Here is an 18,679-nt window from a genome sequence, read left to right on the forward strand (position 1 = left end):
CTATAAAGTATTGTAAGTAAGGGTTTTCTTTTATTTGTTCTACTGTTTCCCGATCGCTTATTCCTAATCTTTCTTTGATTATTAATGAACCCAATGCCATCCGAAATGGCAGCGCAGGTGCCCCCATATCAATAGAAAAAATTTTGGCGTATTCCTCTTCAAATTCATCCCAGGGTATCAGATTTGCCATGATTACCCAACGGTTATCTTGTGATAACTTTCCCTCAAAGGGCAGCTCAAAGTTTTCCGGTGGGGTCGGGCTTGAGGAAGCTTTTCTGTACATTTTCCCTGCTCTTGGTACAAGGATTTTGTGGGATTCTACCAGATTTCCTGGGAGCTGAACAACTTTCAAGACCGCTCAAACTATTTATAGCTAAGGGTTTCCGGTTTTTACAGCAAACCCTAATTAAGTACATCCCTGCCTGAGTAGAGTCAAAGTCATCAGGGAATTGAGTCGCTTCGTCATAGAACGCTCCCTGAAGGTTTGCGCCATCAAAGGTGGTGAAGCGGAGATCCACACCAAAAAAGTTAACCTTCCTCAAATCAGCTCCACTGAGGTCGGCTCCTTTCAGGTTTACGCCTTGGAGTAACACACCTGGAGCAATTAAGTAAGCTCCCTGTTTGCTGGGGTCAAAATCCTCAGGGAATTGAGTCGCTTCATTGTAGAGAGCATCTGTAAGATTGACCTCATGGAGGGAAGCAGATCGAAAGTTCACCCCCAATAGGTTTGCCCTCCTCAAATCGGCTTTACTTAAATCCGCTCCCCGGAGGTCAGTGTCCTTCAGATTGACACCTTGGAGTGACACACCTGGGGCAATTAAGTACGCCCCCTGCTCTTTAGGGTCAAAGTCCTCAGGGAATTGAGTTGCTTCATTGTAGAGAGCCTCAGTAAGATTAACCTGATCAAGGTTCGCTTTTGTAAGGTCTACCCCAAATAGGTTTGCCCTCCTCAAATCGGCTCCACTGAGGTTGGCTCCTTCTAACTCAGCCTGCCATAGGTCGGCTCCATTGAGCAAAGCTTCTCTCAAGTTAGCTCCACTGAGCGCAGCCTCCCAGAGGATAGTTCCACTGAATTTCACTCCACTCAGATTCGCTTTTTCCAAAGCAATTCCAAACAAGTTTCCCTGACTTAAGTTCGCTCCAGACAAGTCTGCGCCCTGGAGATCAATACCGCTGAGGTTGGCTCCGCAGAGATTGGCCTGTGGAAGGGACACACCAGGCCGAATCAAGTACGCGCCTACCGAGTCGGGTTCAAAACCCTGGGGAAACTCAGTCGCTTCATCGTAAAGTGCTTCTTGTAGGTTGATGTTCTTGAGGTTAGCGGTACGCAGGTTGGCTCCCAATAAGTTAGCGCCGCTCAAATCTGCTCCACTTAAATCTGCTTCGCTTAAATCAGACCCCATTAAGCAAGCGCTCCTAAAGCAAGCCTCCTTCAAATTGGCCTCTCGAAGATTGGTCTTCCACAAGTCTGCCTGACTCAAGTCCACACCACTAAGATTGGCTCCACTCAGGTCTACCCCACTGAGCTTTGCTCCCGTAAGTATGGCCTGAGGTGCAATTAAATAGGCTCCTGCCTGAACGGGATCAAAATTTGGGGGAAAAACAGTGGCTTCATTGTAGAGCGTGGCTTGAAGATTAGCTCCTTGCAGAACAGCATGACTCAAGTTAGCCTCACTCAGGTTAGCGCCACAGAGAACAGCATGACTCAAGTTAGCCTCACTCAGGTTGGCACCCAATAGATCTGCCCCCGTAAGCTGAGTACTCGTCAGGTTCGTTCTACTCAAGTTGGCTCGCCATAAACTGACTCGTTGGAGGTCTACCTTACTCAAGTTGGCTTTACTTAAGTCGGTTCCACTAAAATCTCTTTCCCCGGCGGTATATCGCTTTATTAATTCGTCAGAATCCATATCATTTAATGCAAGAGGCTATAGTTCAAGAGTTCTTAAACATGAGGCGTCGCGATGGGAGAAAAGCTGGCTCCATGTATAAGGGCTACTCATCAACGAAAGGCTGAAATATCAAGTATGAAAACTGAATTAGAAACCTAACATAGTCATCAAATTCTCATACTTCATACTTCACTTCAGGCTCCCAAGCCCAGATAAAATAACCTTTTTCTGTTTTAGTAATAACTGTTTTTTGAACTCTATGGCTTAGCTTAGCGAGGATTTCTAAAACTTTTTCCTCCGTTGTTTCGGCTCTGAAAAAGCTGTAGTACTGACCCTCAAAAAGAATCGCTAATAAGCGTCGTTCTAAATTGGGCACCTTGATTCGGCAGCGTTGATACAGAGTTCGGGATTCTAGAATTTTACTGTCCGCTAAATTCAAACCTCGAACAACAGACTCTTTACCATTAAGAGAAACTCTCTTCTCAACTGAATTATTCTCATCCAGTGCGGAAGATAAATTCTGTTGGTCAGAGAAGGTAGAAAAGGTTGCGATGTGATGAGGTAGATTCAGTTTAAACTCACCAAATTGAGTGGCATCAACCATGTGGTCTGAATTTTCAGCAAAAATGACTGGAGTTTCAGGGCAACCATCAGGAGTGGTGGGAGATTGATTTGGAAAAATCTCATCCGTCAAAGGAAGGTCTAGAGCCGAAATTTCTGGTCGGTATTCTGCCAAGTTTATGGCTCCTGGCTGTGTTCCCTCTCCTGACCAATTTGGCTGTGAATTTTGCTCCTCTTTCTGGGCAAGCGCCGATTCGCGGTAAGCGTTCCATCTCCGAGTGACCTCAACACTAGCCATGCCTGCACCGACGCTGACCACAATGGCAAATCCAATATAGGGAATTGCCACATCTTTATGTTCGCCATTAAAGAGCGGTTGAATTTCGCCACTAAACAGAGGCGGCAGTTCGACCACCAACGGTTCTTTCTTGATAAAGGCAAAGGGTAAGGTCAAAGTCGAAAAAACAGCACTCGAAATAATGACAGCGGGTAGTAAAACGTTGCTAAGGGGGTAACTGGTCATCTTCAACCGCTCCAAGCTGTGAAGCGTGGTAACTGGTCTCTTGAGCGTAGGGCACCCCTAATTTCAAAAACTGCACATCTATCACACATTCCACACCCTGAAGGGGGAATCGGGATGATTTCTCCGGTTACTCTAGCTGAAACCCTTGCTCAGCAGTCTTTTGAGAACTGACGAGAGTCAAAATCATCAACCCCAAAAACCTGTTCAATGGATCAGCACTCTCGACTTCAGAACAAATCCAGAAGTGAGGTGTGAGCCACTGACGCGCCGCAGCGCTGTTTTGAAGAGCCGCTCAAGGAAGAGAGTGCTATCACCTGAAAGGGTGATGCCCCGAATTGCAATCACATAGCTGATGACTTCATCAAAAATAAGCAGCGTACTCGTTCAACTGACTGAGTGACGATTCTACATATATAGAAAGTTTATCTCTTACAGACTAGTAAGGTAACATCCTGCTTGCCGCAAGCGAGCTCGCGCCATAACCCGTGAACCCCAAACCTATGAGGAGAAAGGGCAAACAGCTATATACCACGAAAAAAGCCCTCTTCGCATCTACCATCGGAGAGGGCATCAGTTCAAAAGCCTACAGATAACTTACAGAGCAAAGGTGAATTATTTGGGGTACAACGAGCAATTTCAGAGATTAGAAGCGATGACAACCCGAAAAAGAAGTAGAATTCCGACTAGGGTCAGGAAGAAATCTACAGGACTTCACACCCTGAAGTCTTCTACAATGTCTCTGGCTTGTTTTCTTGTATAACTAGCTTCTGACTGATAACTAACCCTTGCCTCGGACGCTTTCACAACGCATGAAGCAGTAGGGCATTCCCCGCTTTTAGGGGGTAAATGATGAACAGATTTGTTGAAGTGACACTGCCCTACACTGTCGGTTTTCTGGTTGCTATCTTGATCTGCACAAGAGGTGTCAACCCCTATATCGCTTTTGTGGTGGGCGAAACAGCAGCTTTATTGTCCTGTTGGCTAGTTCGGTTCCTGATTAAGGTACTCTGATACTCCCTAACTTAGAAAGTCAGTGGGCTGAATTGCTTGTGTGCGTAAAAAAAACCCCAGCAACCAGACTGGGGTAGGGAGATTACGAAGAACCAATTGTGAGATGCGACTAAGATTGTTTGAAGAGTTGAAGCGTTACCCGATAGAACTGGCAGCCAATGTTGTTAAAACCAAGAAGCTGACGAGAAGTGTGGCGATCGCACCTTGAAAAGCATAGCGACGCTGTTGTTCTTGAGAAGGGTACTCGGCGTAGTAAGTCGGGGTTTCGGGAGCGTAGTTGTTCAGGATACCTTCTTGATTAACAGTGGTGTACATATCGTGTCTTTCTTGCGCTTCACTTTCCTTATGTAAATAAATGTAACAATTAATTTACAGAACAGCAATAGTTAAGGTTTTTTTTCGCTTTCCCTCCAATAAGCGTGGCTTAAGTACTCGCATCATACTTCCATGAATTACTGCATTACTGCATTACTGCATTACTGCATTACTGATTTTCTACCGATAGGTAGACGAAAACGCCGTGCTGCATCAACGCGATCGCCTAAAAACCCCCAGATTCACACGCCATGTTTCTGTTTCAGCTCAATACATAACTCTTATGTCGTAAGTCTTACTTTATGTAACACTTTACAAAAAATTTGCTCATTATGCAATTAACAGAGATATCGTATAAGAGTACACAGAAATCTTCAGTTGGATGTGAATGGTTCCACCTGAGTTGTTGTTGTACGTCAGAAGAAATTAAATATTTTTGGCGTATGCCAGGAGATTTGAAACATGTCTACCACTCTTGTTCCTGTCACTATCAACACTGAAACCCAAACCAAATTAGTTGAAAGTTTGCAGTCGGCACAAAATGCCCTACTGGAGCAAGTCAAGCAAGCAGGTATTGAATTAGGAATTAAATCTGCTCCAAATCTTTCTTATAAAGAACTACGACGCATAGCACGCACTTCTAAGCTGAGCCTAACACTCGACGAAAATGCTTTAAGCAGTCTGTTAGCATTCCTGGAATTTCATGGACTGAAATTGAATGAGAATGAATTAGACCTAGTATTACTTGGTACTACTAGCAAAGTCGCTTTTGTGAATGGCTGGATTGAGGGTGTATTGTATGCTGCGTGGAATGGTCTGACAGGCAGATAAATGATGAGATGGCAGTAATAATCGAGACGTAAACCTGATTATCCGCCGCAAAGTGAGCCTCAACAGCCTTCAGCTTCTAGATTGTCTGTAAGATTCTTCATCATTTTGTTGCAATAGCGTATTGCCTCAAACAAGCCTGCCGTAGACCACCCAAGCTGGAGTTGACGCCGTTCCTTTTCTTTTTCAACCCAATTGTCTTCGAGGCAGACTCTAAACCATCCTTCGGGTTTGTTAACTCTTTCACGATGGTTTAAAAAGTAGCTGATTGCCTGAAGGACTTCATAAAAGGAAAAGTTACGCAAAAAGTTAGCGTCTTTTGGTAGATAGTAAATGCCGGCTTTTTGACAAGCCTCTAACTTTTGTTCAAATTCCTGTTCTTGGGCATTTTCTGGGGTGTCTTCTAAATCTAAATCTAGAAATGTTGTTGTTGTTATAGGCTCGGTTTTTACTGACTCAGGGTTTGAAGGGTCTAAATTGGGAATTGGTGGCTGCAATATTGTTCTTTTCTGCGGACGGCGAAAAAGGGGGGGGACGAGTATGCGAATGGGTTGCAGTGTCCACTTCCAGACGTATGGGGTGTAGCTTTTAGCGTTGGTGAGGACTCCTTTTTCTCTGAGCTGAGCCGCTGCGCTTTTGACGGTTTTGCGGTCGTGGGGAAATCCGCGTGTTCTTTTAACCCATTTGTTGAAGTCCCGAAGGTCGATGGTTTCATGATTGCCTTCGGGTATTTCATCGAGGAGCCACTGCCATAGTTCTCTGGCGGTGGGGGTGAGTCGGTTCTGTACGCTGAATTTGTTGTGTTTTCTGGTCCAGTTGAAAGAATTCATTTGAGGTGGGGATGGGTAGATGGTTCTGTCCCCCCCTTTTTAAGGGAGGCTATACGGAAGTAATGATGCTGTTGGGAAAACCTAACCCCCCTTGGTAAGGGGGGAACAAGAGGGACTCGGAAAGCCCCTCTCCTCTTAGGGGAGGGGTTGGGGAGGGGTCTTTTTCAGGGAAAGCGCCCCATGCCAAAGCTTCCTACCGGGAGGCAGGGTTATTGCATTGGTGGATTAGTTAAGAATTTGCGCTCAGGGAATTTCGCCCGTCTGAACCTGTGTTGCGTCGGGAAGGGCGGTTGTTGCCTGGAGGAGTTGTTCTAGGTGGATTTTCGGTAAGTTCCAATCGGCTGGAAGGCTTACGGAATGGTTGTTGTGTCGATTTTTTGACACCATAATTAGGCTCCTTTCATGACTGTTACATGGGAGGGGTAGTCGTCCTGGTTAGGTGGTGCAAACACCTGTCCGGGGCGCGTTGTTTCTTTAGTTGGGTTGATTTTACATCAACTGGGGGGAAATGGGGGAATGGGGTGCGATCGGTTGGGTTGGCGGGAGGGGGTTGCCTGGTTCTCAATTGAATGCTGCTCACGCCTTTTTCAGCGCAGATTATCCTATTAAATACATTTCAAACTTTTTCACTCAACTTGAGTGATATGAGCTGGTATGGCTAAGAAGGTTGTAGGAATTCATCTTGTTTGCCGCCAACGTCTTCGTGTTGAAGAGTTGGGGAACGGCAAGTTCAAAAGTGGACATTGGAAAATTGCTGAAAGTAGCGCCAACACTGCTCAATATCTTGCCCTCCATGAGAGCAAAAATCAGCCGTCCTACAAGCAAGGAATAATAGAAAAATGGGAGCGCTCTTCAGAACGCCCTGACCGAATCATTTTTTACGTTAAAGCAACGGACGAGCAAAAAGAATGGGTGGGCGGTGGAACTGGAGAAAAGGGCTATTTATGGTCTGATGAGTGAGCAACTGTAGTCTGAATATTGATGTAGGGGCGAAGCATTCGGACGATTAATGAGAGTAACTCAACCAATATTTTTAAATCCGAATGCTTCGCCCTTCCACAAACCATCGCTCTCGCGTTGCATTCGTGAATATAAATCCGGGATTAATTCATAAATCCCGGCACGAATGCTTCGCCCCTACAAAATTTTTATCTGAGAAGAGAGACGCTCCAGAAGTTGAGACTTCCGGCTTTCAAACGCTAAGACAGCTCAATCTGGCTATCGTCACCAATCATGAACCGCAAAGCTTTAGGACGCCTGGGGGCAACCTTCAAATGCGCCCGTTGTCCTAGCACACTGTCCACAATCCGCTGGTGAATGCCCTCCACCTTAGCTCCCTGCAAAATCACGCTATGTTCAAGGTCAGCCTCAATCAAGGTCACGTTGTCAGCAATGCTGCTGTAAGGTCCTACAAAGCTGTTTTCCAGGTGGCAGTCGTTCCCAATCGTCACGGGGCCGCGAATCGTACAATTTTTGACTGTCGATCCCTTGCCAATCTGCACCCGTCCAATCACCTGACTTTGCTCGTCAACGTCTCCCTGGATGTTTGAGTTGAGACAGGTATCCAGAATAATCCGGTTGGCTTCTAACAAGTCATCTTTCTTCCCGGTATCCAGCCACCAGCCTTTGAGTTGATAGGCTTCTACCTTGGAAGAATCGTCAATCAGGTATTGAATCGCATCGGTAATTTCCAGTTCGCCTCTGGGGGAGGGTTGAATATTGGCGATCGCGTGGTGGATTGTGGGAGAAAACATGTAAATTCCCACCAGCGCCAGATTCGAGGGAGGGTCTTTGGGTTTTTCGATTAGCTGCAACACTCGCCCCTCTTCATCCACCTTCGCCACACCAAAGGCACTGGGATTACTCACAGGGCAGAGTAGGGTTAAGGCATCTAGGCTTTTGGTGTTAAACTTCTCCAAAAACAGGCTGAGTTCGCTTTGAACCAGGTTATCCCCCAGGTACATAACAAAGGGGGAATCGCCTAGGAAAGGCTGGGCGATTTTAACGGCGTGAGCCAATCCTGCGGGTTGGTCTTGAAGAATGTAGGTAATTTTGGCTCCAAATCGCTCTCCATCACCAGTCTTGGCTTTGACTTCGCCGCCGGTTTCTGGACTGATGATAATCCCGATATCAGTGATTCCGGCTTCAACAATGGCTTCAATTCCATACCACAAAATGGGTTTGTTGGCAACAGGAACCAGTTGTTTTGCGCCCGTATAGGTAAGGGGTCGCAAGCGCGTGCCTTTACCGCCCGAAAGAATAATTGCTTTCATAGAAACCTCTTCGCAGCTTTCTTGTGGATGGGTCAGTGACGAGTGTGAGAGTAAAGTTCTACAAGCATTTGTCTAAGTGCCTGTCGCCAATGGGGAGGATGGCTTCCCAAAACGGCTGAAATCTTTTTCCCAGACAGCACCGAATAAGCCGGACGCTGTGCTGGTGTGGGATAGTCCGCCGTTGCTATAGGCACGATTCGCTGTACTTTCAAGGGAAATCCAAGGAGTTTGGCTTCCTCGAAGATAGCAACGGCGAAGTCGTACCAACTAGCAACGCCACTATTGGTATAGTGGTACGTCCCCGTTGGGATAGAGAGTTGTCCTGGCTCTTGGTTTGTTTGAGACAGCAGGGTGGCAATGGCTTGAGCCAGATCAGCAGCCCAAGTGGGGGAACCCACCTGATCGGCGACGACACGCACCTCTTCGCGTTCTGCAAAGAGCCTCAGCATTGTTTTAACAAAGTTAACCTTGCCAAGGCTGCCATAAACCCAAGCGGTTCTCAGAATCAGGTGGTTTGTGCAGGTTTGCCGAATCCCTTCTTCCCCTTCAAGCTTGGTTCGTCCGTAGACGCCCAGGGGGTTGGTGACATCGTCCTCGGTGTAGGGTGTATTTTTCCCACCATCGAAGACATAATCGGTCGAAACGTGAATTAGGGTAGCTCCCAGCCGTTGGGCTTCCTCCGCCATGACTTTAGGTGCCGTGGCATTGATGGCTTGAGCCAGTTCCGTTTCCGTCTCTGCTTTGTCAACTGCCGTGTAGGCGGCGGCATTAACAATCACGTCAGGTTTGATTTCAACTAGACGCTGACGAATGGTGGTCTCTTGAGACAAATCCACCGTTGAGCGATCGACCCCAATCACCTTCCCTAAGGGAGCTAGGGTTCGTTGTAGTTCTTGACCGAGTTGACCTGTGCAACCCGTCAGTAAAATTCGCCTCATGCGAACATCTCTGCCTCCTTAAAGGGCTTACCCGCTTGGTCTTTAGCGGATACGATGGGGGTTTCTTCAAGAGGCCACGCGATCGCTAAATCGGGGTCATTCCAGATAACGCATCGTTCATGCTGAGGAGCATAATAATCGGTTGTTTTGTACAAGACTTCAGCAAATTCTGAAACCACACAAAAGCCGTGGGCAAATCCCATCGGTACCCATAGCTGTTGCTTGTTTTCGGCGCTGATTAGCGTCCCAACCCATTGACCATAGGTTGGAGAGCTTTTTCTCAGATCCACAACCACATCAAATATCGCTCCGGCGACTACACGCACTAATTTCCCTTGGGGTTGTTGAATTTGGTAGTGTAAGCCACGTAGGACATTTTGAGTAGAACGGGAATGATTGTCTTGGACAAACTGAGCGTCTACTCCTGTTTTTTCGCAGAAGGCTTTTGAGTTGTAACTTTCTAAGAAGAAACCACGCTGGTCTTCAAAGACTCGCGGTTCGATAATCAGAACATCTGGAATCTTAGTCGGGATAATATTCATTAAACACTCTCATTTCCCAGTACGCCAACCGGAATTTTTAACGTTTCGGGTTAGCGCGTCACGTCATTATATTCGAGCAATTTGCACTTGCCTACTGCCAGATTGTCGAACTATCCGGCAGAGAGATGTTATTAACTTAGAGGAATGTTGAGTTCGCTCTTCATTTGCCAAACTCTATCTTAGCAACTCGCATGTGCTGCCAAGTGTTGCGCTAGACGCCCTGCTTAGAATAACTGTTAGTCACGTCCTAGTTTAATTCAGGCCGCGCACGCTGTCATCAAGTCTCAATATAATTTTGAGAAGGCAATGTGAAGATAAGCTAAAAAATGCTATCAACTGACCGTTGATATCTTGGCAGAGTTACGAAATGCTTGTTTCTTATCCATCAGCTGTGCCTGAAACTGGGGATACCAATCTCGCAATTGCTCTTTGTCCATTTGTAATATCTTAGGCAACCAGAAAACGGCGTACAAAGCTCCTCGTACATGAGCGAAACCTCGTTGGGGTTTGGCACAATCTCGGACAAATTCTAGGAGTATTCTCTTGATGGCAAATCGGTAGACTAGGAAGCTGACTCCGCTTTGAATAGTTGTATTCAATAAGAAAAGAACGATTATATTTAAAATAAGTAGCACAGTATTTGTATATCTCTTTAACCGAGCAATTTCTGTCTCCTGGTGAAAAATTTTGGCTCGTTCTGCTGCTACGAGAGCATACTTTCTAGAAACTTTATAGCTGATATCATCATCCTCAGCAATCGCGCCTCGAATTAATACTTCATCAAATCCTCCGATTGGCTTTACGACTGAGGTGCGAAAAGTCATCCGACAGCCATGCAGCGTAACCTCACTCAAGATCGGAATCTGCTTAGCTAATTCGGAAATATCGTAGGTATAGTATTGACCGTCATACGGAATAAAGAGTTTTTCTGAACTCCAAAACTTGTGGAAGGGTTGTAATATCCGATTCCACAAACTTGGTGATTCTACTCCTTTCTCATTTTGAACCTGATTAGCGACAGTTCCTGGTGGTAGGTCGGCTAATAACGCGGTAACACCTCCGACTAGATGAGAGTTATCCTTTTCATAGACCTGCATGATTTCTTCTGCACAGTCTGGGTACATAAAGGCATCGTCATCTAGAAAGAAGACCACGTCACTCTCGCAATACTTCAGTCCTACGTTCCGCTGATAAGTCGCAGATTTCTGTTCAGAACCAACATAAATCCATTCTATAGATTCAGACTCTCCTGCCAATGAATCAAGAATGTAAGCTTTGGCTAACTCCCAGTTATTACTGGCATCAACTACGATGATCTGCTTTGGAAGTCGTGTTTGCTTGATTGCACTACGCAGAGATTGCGCTAAGAGTTCTCTCCTGTTAAGAGTGCATACAACTAGTGACCAATTCAACATCATCTCAATCCTCTTTTGCTAATTTTGACCAAACAAAACCGAGAAACTGCTCTCCATTCAGTAGCTACAGTTTCTGTTTTATTCGGTTTCCCCGTTTGGGGGTTTCTGCTATTTAGATGCTATTAGGGACTTGAGATGCACAGCAGCCTAGTAAATAGCCCAACTCAATTCTGGTTAAATGCACTAAGGTAGGTTAGATACACAGCAACTAAGTAACCTATCCAAATTGTTTAATGTAGATTCAGGAGACTTTTGTGTAATGGCTCCATGCTTCTGCCTCCGGTTTTTTATTCATTTGGAGAGCGTTCTTGCACAACACTTTTTTTGAAGCTGCACTAACAGCCATATTAGTTAATACGTGAAAGAAGTGTCAATCATTCAAATGGGTTCAAAGGCGCTGAAAATTTAGCTCTAGAGGAGCCGCAAACTGTTGGGCGATCGCTCTCCCTTCCCTCAAAAATGATTATCAGTGGTTTTTAAAAAGATTATCATTCTGCTCTGGCCGCGAACACCAATTGTGGACGCTCTGGATAATTTATTTAATTTTTTGGAAGTTTATTAATTCGGGATTGCAAGGTTGTTTAAATTGAGTTTTTGGTTTCTCTTTCACGGCACGGACAGAACAGTGAGTCAGGCATTTTTTGGGGTGACAAAACTCCATAGTCATGCTATAGCCGGTTCCACACTAGGGTCTCACCAGCGACGACAGGCTTCACAAAAAGCGGCGAGGAAGCCCCAACATACGCTTGGAGGGGAGGAATCGCCTTCGCGCATGAAGAGTCATTTGTACGAGAGTCCTTTGTTCTTAATAACAATTGCCTTATGACCTCCTGACTCTCGCTCCACAAGCTCACCCCCGTACGTAGAGACGCCCTGGCAGGGCGTCTCTACGGGGATGAGTTAAGGCTCCAATCAAGCTCAGTGGCATAAATTGGTGGAGCCGTTGGTGATTCAAGCGATTCAAGTATTGTCTTCGGACTTTTTGGAGCCGAGAATTTTGGCGGGGATGCCTACGGCTGTTTTTCCTGGGGGAATGTCTGATAACACCACTGCGTTGGCTCCGATGTTGGCGTCATCGCCAATGGTGATATTTCCAAAAAGTTTGGCTCCAGCCCCCACGTTGACTCGCTTACCCAATTTAGGCGCATCGAACGGACGATCCAGGTAACGATTTCCCATCGTTACTCCTTGGCGGATAATACAATCGTCGCCGATCACACAATCCCCATGAATCACAATACAACTCTGGTGTTCGATGACCACGCGGCGACCGAGCTGAGCACTATAAGGCAATTCAATCCCATAGCTGTTGCGGATTTTGCGAAATAATGAACGGTAGAGGATGCTAAGGGGTGCCCGGAAAAATATCGGTTTAATTTTCATTCTCCAGACGCCGAAGCGGTAAACGGCTACGGCTCGAAATCCCGGCTTAGTCCAATCCTTGCCATGAGCAATCCAGTCTTCTTTGAGCTGTTGCCACAGACCAAGCTCTGTTGTTTCTTCTTCCTTCACACTGGATGTGATTTCCGGCTGTGCGACCATAATTTACCTCGGCGGCGGCGTATATTTTCTTTCAGGAGAATTTAGGACTTGCCTATCCCGGCTGTGTTTTGGACAAGTTGAGGGGGTTGCTCTCTACCCTTGAGAAACACACTGTTTTGCAGGAGATCACTTAAGAAATTAGGGGGATCGGAATCGGGTTTGCTTTGAATCACCCGGCGCAACCTCCACAACCCAAAACCTACAATCAAGGCAGCATCCGCTCCAGCGGTGTACAGCCAACCATGATTTTTGAGAAAGTACCGTTCTCTGGAATCAAACCAATACTGGGGTAGGCGCTTTGGGGGGCGCTTAGTATCGGTTACCCCGGAGGCTTGTCCTACTAGGTGGACGATGTGACTTTTCGGGACATACCAGCAGCTCCATCCGGCTCTTTTCGCTTGCAGGCAAAAGTCCATTTCTTCGTAGTACATGAAGTAGTCTTCATCCATCAAGCCAGCTTCTTCAAACACTTCCCGGCGGACAATCATGCTGGCTCCTGCCACCCAGTCGGTTTGATAAGTTTCGTCTGAAACCGGAGGTGCAACAATCCAGTTGCTCAATATCTTGGAGACGATGCCAAGACGCAAGCCAAACTCTAGTTCACTGAATATGGAATGAAAACGGAACGCAGAGCGTTGTGGGGTGCCATCCGGATCTTCCAGACGGCTACCGGCAATTCCGACATCGGGGTGTTCATCCATGAAATCGACGAGTGCCTGTAAAGCACCGGGGCGAACAATGGTGTCGGGGTTGAGGAGCAGAATATAGGGAGGTGGATTGGGTGATTCCAGCGCGATACGAATGGCGGCGTTGTTACCGTAGGCAAATCCGCCGTTCCGTTCTAAAGGCTGAAGAGACGCCCAGTCCCCCCAGCCTTCGTTTTCGATCACGGTTTGAATTTTTTCAACAGAGTCATCGCCAGAGGCATTGTCTGTAATCACGACGCGGGTGAGAGGGAGCTCACGCACTTCACTGACTAGGGAGTGCAAGCAGTCAATTGTTAAGCCTGGGGTTCGGTAGTTAACGATGACGACGAGTAAACGAGTTGGGCTATCAAGCTGAGTTGAGTCAGACATAAAGTTAGTACCCACTATTGGCTTCCATGCTAGTTTTTTTGATTTGGATTCATCAAGGTTGGACGCACACCTGACACCCCACACCCTGTCTCCATCAAAACTTTTCGCTCAACTGAACGTGGTAGGACAGAGTAACGATGCGAGATGTCGTGGTGTTACCGCTCAACAGGGAGCGAACTCAGGGCAATCTGTTCCATGTGCTGGGCGCGTGCCTTAAACGTCAGATTAAACGTGTGCTTTCGGGCAAATTCGAGTGCCTTAAACGACATGGCTTCGATCTCCTTGCGATTGCGACTGAGTTCGGCAACTTTCTTCGCCAACAAGTCTGGTCGATTCATCTCGACAAGCCATCCGGATTTTGACTGCTCTACAATTCCTACAAACGCTTCATTGGCAAATCCGACAATCGGCACGCCGCATGACATTGTTTCTATATAAGTGCAGGAAGGGTCACCCTGTGGATGACAACAAACAAACAAATCGATATTAGCTTTGACAAACGGAAAAAACACTGTGTTGAAATTGGGCACTCCCATCATCTTGACGCGATCGCCCAGCCCCGAAGCGGCAATTCTATGGTGCATACTCTCTTCTAGTTGACCAGCACCGCTAATAAATAGTTCAAACTCAATTCCCAGGCGTTCGAGTTCTTGCGCGACATCGAGCAAGTAATGCGCTCCTTTCATTCTGTTGAGGCGTCCTGAAAAAACCAGCTTTAGAGGAGTATTTTCATCTCGGTCGCGAGTGCGCTTTTCAATGTCCTCAACAGTGGCTAGCATATCCTCTGTAATCCGGGTATCGAAGAAAAGCATCGTGTTGGGATTGAGGGAGCGATAGGCTTCATAGGTAGGAGTCCCATTACACTGCAATCCGTTGGCAAGCTTGATGGCTTGTTGTTGCTTCCTCTCCTGAGCCTCCTCCCATCGGTGTTGCCTAAAAATGCGAAGTGGATTATTCGGATTTTCCGCAGCAACGATCTGTTTCCTAGTTTTAAGCGTGTATTCGGAAATATAGATACAGGGAATACCAGCTTCCCGGCAAATTTTACTGATATGGTTTTGTTGGTAGTTAGCCATGGCTAGCACCAGAGAAGTCTGATTCCGGAACGTGTCGGCAGTAATGGTCTTAAAAGAAATGAGTTCTAGCTTGAAAGGTAATTCATTAAAGTTGAAGATTTTTTTATCCAGATTGTCGGTCTCTAGGTCAGTTTCTTCCATCAAGACGGTGATAGAACCCGGCCAGAACCCTTGAAATTTTTCGGTAGCTTCTATAAATTTTCGCGTTAGCAAAACTTGCTCGTTTGGTAACTTCTTTGCCTGCAAAGGTTGTAGGATAGTCAAATTCAATGGCTTAGACATCAGGATACTGTTTTAGGTGGGTTGACTGGCTAGTTTATTCAATAGAATTTTTCATTATAAAATGTAAATTTTGCAGATGATTGAATTCTTTCATTAATGAGGGTGTCAATTGCATCACCTATTTGATTTTAATGTGAATAAAAAAATTATTTTGGGTATCCCGCGTCAGAAATAAGCGGATGAATTGTTCTGGGTATTGATGTGCTGCCGCAGAGGGGCATTTCTTATCGTTGAATAAAAATTTAGTTAATTTTTCGAGAAGGAAGGCTGATCACAAGGATTTTTTGGTGGACACACTAGAATCTCCCCAGCCTATTATGCAAAGTTTTAGTTGTAGCGTCCGGAAGAGATTCGATGCTCAAACAACCATTGTCGATTTTCCGGGGAATTATCCAGCCAGCGATTAATCATGTCAGCCCATTTGACGGGAATTTGCAACTTTTTCCAGGTGTTATAAGAATCTATTGAAAGACGTTTATAAAGTTCTGGATTGGCAAGCAATTTTTTTATACAAGCTGCCAAAGCTACAGCGTTAGCCGCTGGGAAAATTAAAGCATTAGCCCCATCCTTTAACTTATTTTGAAACATTGGGTGATCTGAAGCAATGATTGGCGTTCGGGAGCAGAGTGCTTCATAAATTGTCATAGGACAGCCTTCTGGATACTCATGGCGCGTCGGAATGATGACGACGTCTGCGTCTCTCATTAAATGGACTATAGCCTGATTAGGCACTAATCCAAGAAACTCTACACAGTCTTCAAGGTTTAGCTGTTTGGCTTTGTGAATAAACTTTTCCGTTTCGCCCTTTCCGGCTACCTTGAGATGAACAGAGACATTTTTAGCTCTTAACTCTTTTAAAGCATCTAAAACATCTCCAATCCCTTTCGATTCCGTAATCAAACCCACGTAAACTAAATTCCAAGGTTTTCCATCCGCTCGAAGCGTTTTTGTGGGAAAAGCATTGGGTGTAATTGGATGAGGCCAGTCCCAAGGAATTATTTTATCAGAGTTAACGCCAATTTTTTGAAGCGAAAGACAGGAATTAATTCCATGATTAAATACCCATTCAATTCGCGGATGATTTAAAGTTTTTGCTAACCAGTAATTCCGTAGCTTATTTTTTACTCCTTGGGTTGGGAAAGAATCGGCTAATATAGCAATTGTTGGAATTTTATTTTTAATAGACCACCCAAAAACACCTTGACTGGGTGTACGAACAATGAGATGAGTAGGGTTTTCTTTCTCTATTAATTCTATTAACGGTTTGATTGATATTTTGGGATTAAAGCCTGCTCCGATGGCTCGCACTCCATTGGAAAGAACTTTATCGTAAGGTTCTTGAGTTAGACAACAAAGAACTGCTGCTTCTTCAATGGTTTTACCGATTTCAGCAACCGCCTCAACCGAATATTTCTGTGCATAATAGGTTTCCTTGCCGCCTTGGGCAAAGCCTTCAACAGCTTCCCGGTAATCTCCGGCATATTGCACCATCAATAAACGCATCGGTGCATCTCCCTTTTAGCAAAATTAATTAAGTTTTAAGAAAATCTACCGTTGGCGTAATTTTTACTCCCTGTATTGAACAAGATGAAATGTTTTGATTCTAGATGCATAAACCCTTTTATTAAAGATGAAGCGTTGGAATTAGATTATTTAAAGAAACTTAATAGAAGCCGCCCCAAGAATTATTATTTTTATTTTTCAAATCAACTATAACCTCGTTTTTTGTTTTGGACAACTTTAAACCTTTGAAGAAAAAGTGAAGAAAAGAATGTTGTGGGAAAGAATTTTTCCCTCATGGGTCTGTTGGCTGAACCATTGATGACGATAGTGAGGGTTGATACCAAGTTGCAGTCAAAGATAGTAGATGGGGAGACAAGGGGGACAAGGGGGAGAGAAAATACTACGTTTGAACGCAACTCGGTATGAATTAACACTCGCCCCACTTTCCAAGACTCCGGAACTTTTCACTCATTACACCAACAACACGCCTGCGCCATCGAGAGAAGAAGTTTTACAATAGACCTCTCCAGAAATTAGATTTCAGCGCAGGTAAAACAAGGGTTTCAGGTTCTTTTTTGGAGATGTCTAATAGCATCAGCCGCTTCTTCTACTTTTCTCGTGTTGGCGGGAGTAATGGTCAATTCAGGGGGTTTTATCTCTGCTGCGCTAGAGTTCGCCGGGGGGGCGCTACGCGAACACTTTTAGGTCGATTGGTTTCTGGCTCTTTGAGTACAAGTCCTGCTAGTCCCCCACTGGCGAGCATGAAGACTGGACAGGTCATGGCGTTCAAAATACTATCCAGTAGGTACAAAACCAAGATCAATGCCAGCCCAACGGCTGGTGCTACTTTACGGTTAGACCAGGTGCTAGGGGGATAACGTAAAAAGACAAAGCCCAAACTAGGCAGTAACAGCATGGCGGTGAAACTGATCAAACCAACTACACCCTGTAGACCATATGCAATAATCCACAGGCTGTCGGTAACCGAGATATCTTTACCCGTCTCATCGTATATCCGGTTTCCTCCCGAATCCCCCCACCCAAATATCATTCTCTGCTGTGCCTTCGCCGCCAAGAGTTTCTCATTAGCAATCCTAAATGCCACTGACGCAGACCGATCATTATCAGTGTTTTCAGATGCGACTAAAAAGGCATTCACCTGAGGGATTCGATAAAGTTCTCCTGTCGCTCCCAGGTATAGGTAGATTGATATAGCCACGGAAAGCAGCAATAGCGGCAAAGCTGTGCGTAACCACCGGGAGGTAAACCAGATGCCAATTCCAATTGCCAGATACAGGTAAGCACCCGTGGATTTGACTAATATAAAGGTGACAATTAATACTGGCACAAGCCAACTCATTGGATAATTCCAGAGTTTCTTGATAATTGCAGTTCTCCATAACAGAATCCCCAGCAGCGTCGCTGCCATCATCCACACGCCCACCCAAAGACCGTGCTCTAACAATACGGTTGGTCTATATCCCCCGTAACGCATTGTTTGAGCAAAGTCTACACGGGCATGGTATCCGTAAAGCCTCAAGTGTAGTGTCGGAGAAATACGCATTTCCAGCAGGCACAAAGGAACGTAGACCATCCCGCCTGCGAAGATGCCAACTGCCAATTGGCGCATTCCAGCTAGGTCATTGAAATAGATTCGACCGATAAAATAGGGCACTCCCCAGGTCATTATTTGCACCGTAGTCGGTGAGATTGGGCTTAGGCCATTCGCCATTTGTGTCGCGATTGGGCATAGACACCAGGTTAGCATCGGCAGGTCAATCCAGCCGGGTTGAAACGAACTCAAGCGTCCAGAATCAAACAGAAGAATTGCTATCAGAACGCAGTAGCTAAGCGCCGATATCTTGTCATAGGGCGGGAGACCGGGCACAATTGGAAATCTGCCCAGAAAACCAGCTTGTGGTAAGAAGAGATACCCCGCGACAAAGCTCACAACAACCGCTCGCTGACCTGGAAATCGGTTAAACAGATAAAGAACGAGCGGAAGAAATCCAAATAGGGTAAGGGGGACAAGAGGACTCATAGGCTTTTTCTCTTCGCGAACAGGAACAGAGCAT

Annotated in this window: 16 protein-coding genes and 1 pseudogene (1 of these 17 running past the window's edge); 2 read left to right on the forward strand and 15 right to left on the reverse strand. The window is 45.7% G+C overall.

What is annotated here, in order from left to right; genetic code table 11:
• The 4 genes and pseudogenes from MIC7113_RS34080 to psb34 form a co-directional block, all read right to left on the reverse strand.
• Positions 1–283: pseudogene (locus MIC7113_RS34080) on the reverse strand (IS5 family transposase) (it extends 1,157 nt beyond the left edge of the window).
• Entirely contained in the window at positions 237–1,907 is a 1,671-nt protein-coding gene (locus MIC7113_RS31605) for a pentapeptide repeat-containing protein (protein WP_015211519.1), read from the reverse strand. The pseudogene MIC7113_RS34080 and the gene MIC7113_RS31605 overlap by 47 nt, the downstream one beginning before the upstream one ends.
• A 157-nt stretch (positions 1,908–2,064) precedes the next feature.
• The gene (locus tag MIC7113_RS38410; protein ID WP_015211520.1) at positions 2,065–2,973 is read right to left on the reverse strand and encodes a hypothetical protein; all 909 of its coding nucleotides are present in this window, start codon (positions 2,971–2,973) and stop codon (positions 2,065–2,067) included.
• A gap of 1,146 nt (positions 2,974–4,119) precedes the next feature.
• Complete coding sequence (psb34, locus tag MIC7113_RS31615; protein ID WP_015211521.1) at positions 4,120–4,299, reverse strand: photosystem II assembly protein Psb34; 180 nt, start codon at positions 4,297–4,299, stop codon at positions 4,120–4,122.
• 462 nt (positions 4,300–4,761) lie between these two features.
• On the opposite strand from psb34, the gene MIC7113_RS31620 reads away from it, so the two are divergent.
• Complete coding sequence (locus MIC7113_RS31620; RefSeq protein ID WP_015211522.1) at positions 4,762–5,130, forward strand: hypothetical protein; 369 nt, start codon at positions 4,762–4,764, stop codon at positions 5,128–5,130.
• Positions 5,131–5,189: 59 nt separating this feature from the next.
• On the opposite strand, the gene MIC7113_RS31625 is transcribed toward MIC7113_RS31620, so the two are convergent.
• Positions 5,190–5,957: a hypothetical protein gene (locus tag MIC7113_RS31625; RefSeq protein ID WP_015211523.1), complete on the reverse strand. Its 768-nt coding sequence runs from the start codon at positions 5,955–5,957 to the stop codon at positions 5,190–5,192.
• 243 nt (positions 5,958–6,200) lie between these two features.
• Entirely contained in the window at positions 6,201–6,344 is a 144-nt protein-coding gene (locus MIC7113_RS37080; protein WP_015211524.1) for a hypothetical protein, read from the reverse strand.
• Positions 6,345–6,611: 267 nt separating this feature from the next.
• On the opposite strand from MIC7113_RS37080, the gene MIC7113_RS31630 reads away from it, so the two are divergent.
• Complete coding sequence (locus tag MIC7113_RS31630; RefSeq protein WP_015211525.1) at positions 6,612–6,917, forward strand: hypothetical protein; 306 nt, start codon at positions 6,612–6,614, stop codon at positions 6,915–6,917.
• A gap of 239 nt (positions 6,918–7,156) precedes the next feature.
• Here MIC7113_RS31630 and MIC7113_RS31635 read toward each other — a convergent pair whose 3' ends face one another.
• The 9 genes from MIC7113_RS31635 to MIC7113_RS31675 form a co-directional block, all read right to left on the reverse strand.
• Positions 7,157–8,230, reverse strand: coding sequence for a glucose-1-phosphate thymidylyltransferase (locus tag MIC7113_RS31635; protein WP_015211526.1), 1,074 nt, complete (start codon positions 8,228–8,230; stop codon positions 7,157–7,159).
• A 32-nt stretch (positions 8,231–8,262) separates the two neighbouring features.
• Positions 8,263–9,168: a dTDP-4-dehydrorhamnose reductase gene (gene rfbD / locus MIC7113_RS31640; protein WP_015211527.1), complete on the reverse strand. Its 906-nt coding sequence runs from the start codon at positions 9,166–9,168 to the stop codon at positions 8,263–8,265.
• Positions 9,165–9,710 (reverse strand): dTDP-4-dehydrorhamnose 3,5-epimerase, encoded by a 546-nt coding sequence (rfbC, locus tag MIC7113_RS31645; protein ID WP_015211528.1) that lies wholly within the window; start codon positions 9,708–9,710, stop codon positions 9,165–9,167. Before rfbC ends, rfbD begins: the two co-directional genes overlap by 4 nt.
• Positions 9,711–10,042: 332 nt before the next feature.
• The gene (locus tag MIC7113_RS31650; RefSeq protein ID WP_226883733.1) at positions 10,043–11,128 is read right to left on the reverse strand and encodes a glycosyltransferase; all 1,086 of its coding nucleotides are present in this window, start codon (positions 11,126–11,128) and stop codon (positions 10,043–10,045) included.
• 957 nt (positions 11,129–12,085) lie between these two features.
• A complete protein-coding gene (locus MIC7113_RS31655) occupies positions 12,086–12,667 on the reverse strand; it encodes a serine O-acetyltransferase (protein ID WP_015211530.1) in 582 nt (193 codons plus the stop codon).
• 41 nt (positions 12,668–12,708) lie between these two features.
• Positions 12,709–13,743: a glycosyltransferase family 2 protein gene (locus MIC7113_RS31660; RefSeq protein WP_015211531.1), complete on the reverse strand. Its 1,035-nt coding sequence runs from the start codon at positions 13,741–13,743 to the stop codon at positions 12,709–12,711.
• Positions 13,744–13,898: 155 nt separating this feature from the next.
• Positions 13,899–15,101, reverse strand: coding sequence for a glycosyltransferase (locus tag MIC7113_RS31665; protein ID WP_015211532.1), 1,203 nt, complete (start codon positions 15,099–15,101; stop codon positions 13,899–13,901).
• Between the two features lie 327 nt (positions 15,102–15,428).
• Positions 15,429–16,604: a glycosyltransferase gene (locus MIC7113_RS31670; protein WP_015211533.1), complete on the reverse strand. Its 1,176-nt coding sequence runs from the start codon at positions 16,602–16,604 to the stop codon at positions 15,429–15,431.
• 652 nt (positions 16,605–17,256) lie between these two features.
• Positions 17,257–18,645: a hypothetical protein gene (locus tag MIC7113_RS31675; protein WP_015211534.1), complete on the reverse strand. Its 1,389-nt coding sequence runs from the start codon at positions 18,643–18,645 to the stop codon at positions 17,257–17,259.
• Positions 18,646–18,679: the final 34 nt, after the last annotated feature.

Origin of the sequence: Allocoleopsis franciscana PCC 7113, from assembly GCF_000317515.1 — a bacterium.
GTDB lineage: Bacteria > Cyanobacteriota > Cyanobacteriia > Cyanobacteriales > Coleofasciculaceae > Allocoleopsis > Allocoleopsis franciscana.

What these genes read in the sequence shown, in the direction of transcription:
- MIC7113_RS31605 (WP_015211519.1), bottom strand. Translation starts at nt 1,907, where the DNA reads ATGGATTCTGACGAATTAATAAAGCGATATACCGCCGGGGAAAGAGAT.
- MIC7113_RS38410 (WP_015211520.1), bottom strand. Translation starts at nt 2,973, where the DNA reads ATGACCAGTTACCCCCTTAGCAACGTTTTACTACCCGCTGTCATTATT.
- psb34 (WP_015211521.1), bottom strand. Translation starts at nt 4,299, where the DNA reads ATGTACACCACTGTTAATCAAGAAGGTATCCTGAACAACTACGCTCCC.
- MIC7113_RS31620 (WP_015211522.1), top strand. Translation starts at nt 4,762, where the DNA reads ATGTCTACCACTCTTGTTCCTGTCACTATCAACACTGAAACCCAAACC.
- MIC7113_RS31625 (WP_015211523.1), bottom strand. Translation starts at nt 5,957, where the DNA reads ATGAATTCTTTCAACTGGACCAGAAAACACAACAAATTCAGCGTACAG.
- MIC7113_RS37080 (WP_015211524.1), bottom strand. Translation starts at nt 6,344, where the DNA reads ATGGTGTCAAAAAATCGACACAACAACCATTCCGTAAGCCTTCCAGCC.
- MIC7113_RS31630 (WP_015211525.1), top strand. Translation starts at nt 6,612, where the DNA reads ATGGCTAAGAAGGTTGTAGGAATTCATCTTGTTTGCCGCCAACGTCTT.
- MIC7113_RS31635 (WP_015211526.1), bottom strand. Translation starts at nt 8,230, where the DNA reads ATGAAAGCAATTATTCTTTCGGGCGGTAAAGGCACGCGCTTGCGACCC.
- rfbD (WP_015211527.1), bottom strand. Translation starts at nt 9,168, where the DNA reads ATGAGGCGAATTTTACTGACGGGTTGCACAGGTCAACTCGGTCAAGAA.
- rfbC (WP_015211528.1), bottom strand. Translation starts at nt 9,710, where the DNA reads ATGAATATTATCCCGACTAAGATTCCAGATGTTCTGATTATCGAACCG.
- MIC7113_RS31650 (WP_226883733.1), bottom strand. Translation starts at nt 11,128, where the DNA reads ATGATGTTGAATTGGTCACTAGTTGTATGCACTCTTAACAGGAGAGAA.
- MIC7113_RS31655 (WP_015211530.1), bottom strand. Translation starts at nt 12,667, where the DNA reads ATGGTCGCACAGCCGGAAATCACATCCAGTGTGAAGGAAGAAGAAACA.
- MIC7113_RS31660 (WP_015211531.1), bottom strand. Translation starts at nt 13,743, where the DNA reads ATGTCTGACTCAACTCAGCTTGATAGCCCAACTCGTTTACTCGTCGTC.
- MIC7113_RS31665 (WP_015211532.1), bottom strand. Translation starts at nt 15,101, where the DNA reads ATGTCTAAGCCATTGAATTTGACTATCCTACAACCTTTGCAGGCAAAG.
- MIC7113_RS31670 (WP_015211533.1), bottom strand. Translation starts at nt 16,604, where the DNA reads ATGCGTTTATTGATGGTGCAATATGCCGGAGATTACCGGGAAGCTGTT.
- MIC7113_RS31675 (WP_015211534.1), bottom strand. Translation starts at nt 18,645, where the DNA reads ATGAGTCCTCTTGTCCCCCTTACCCTATTTGGATTTCTTCCGCTCGTT.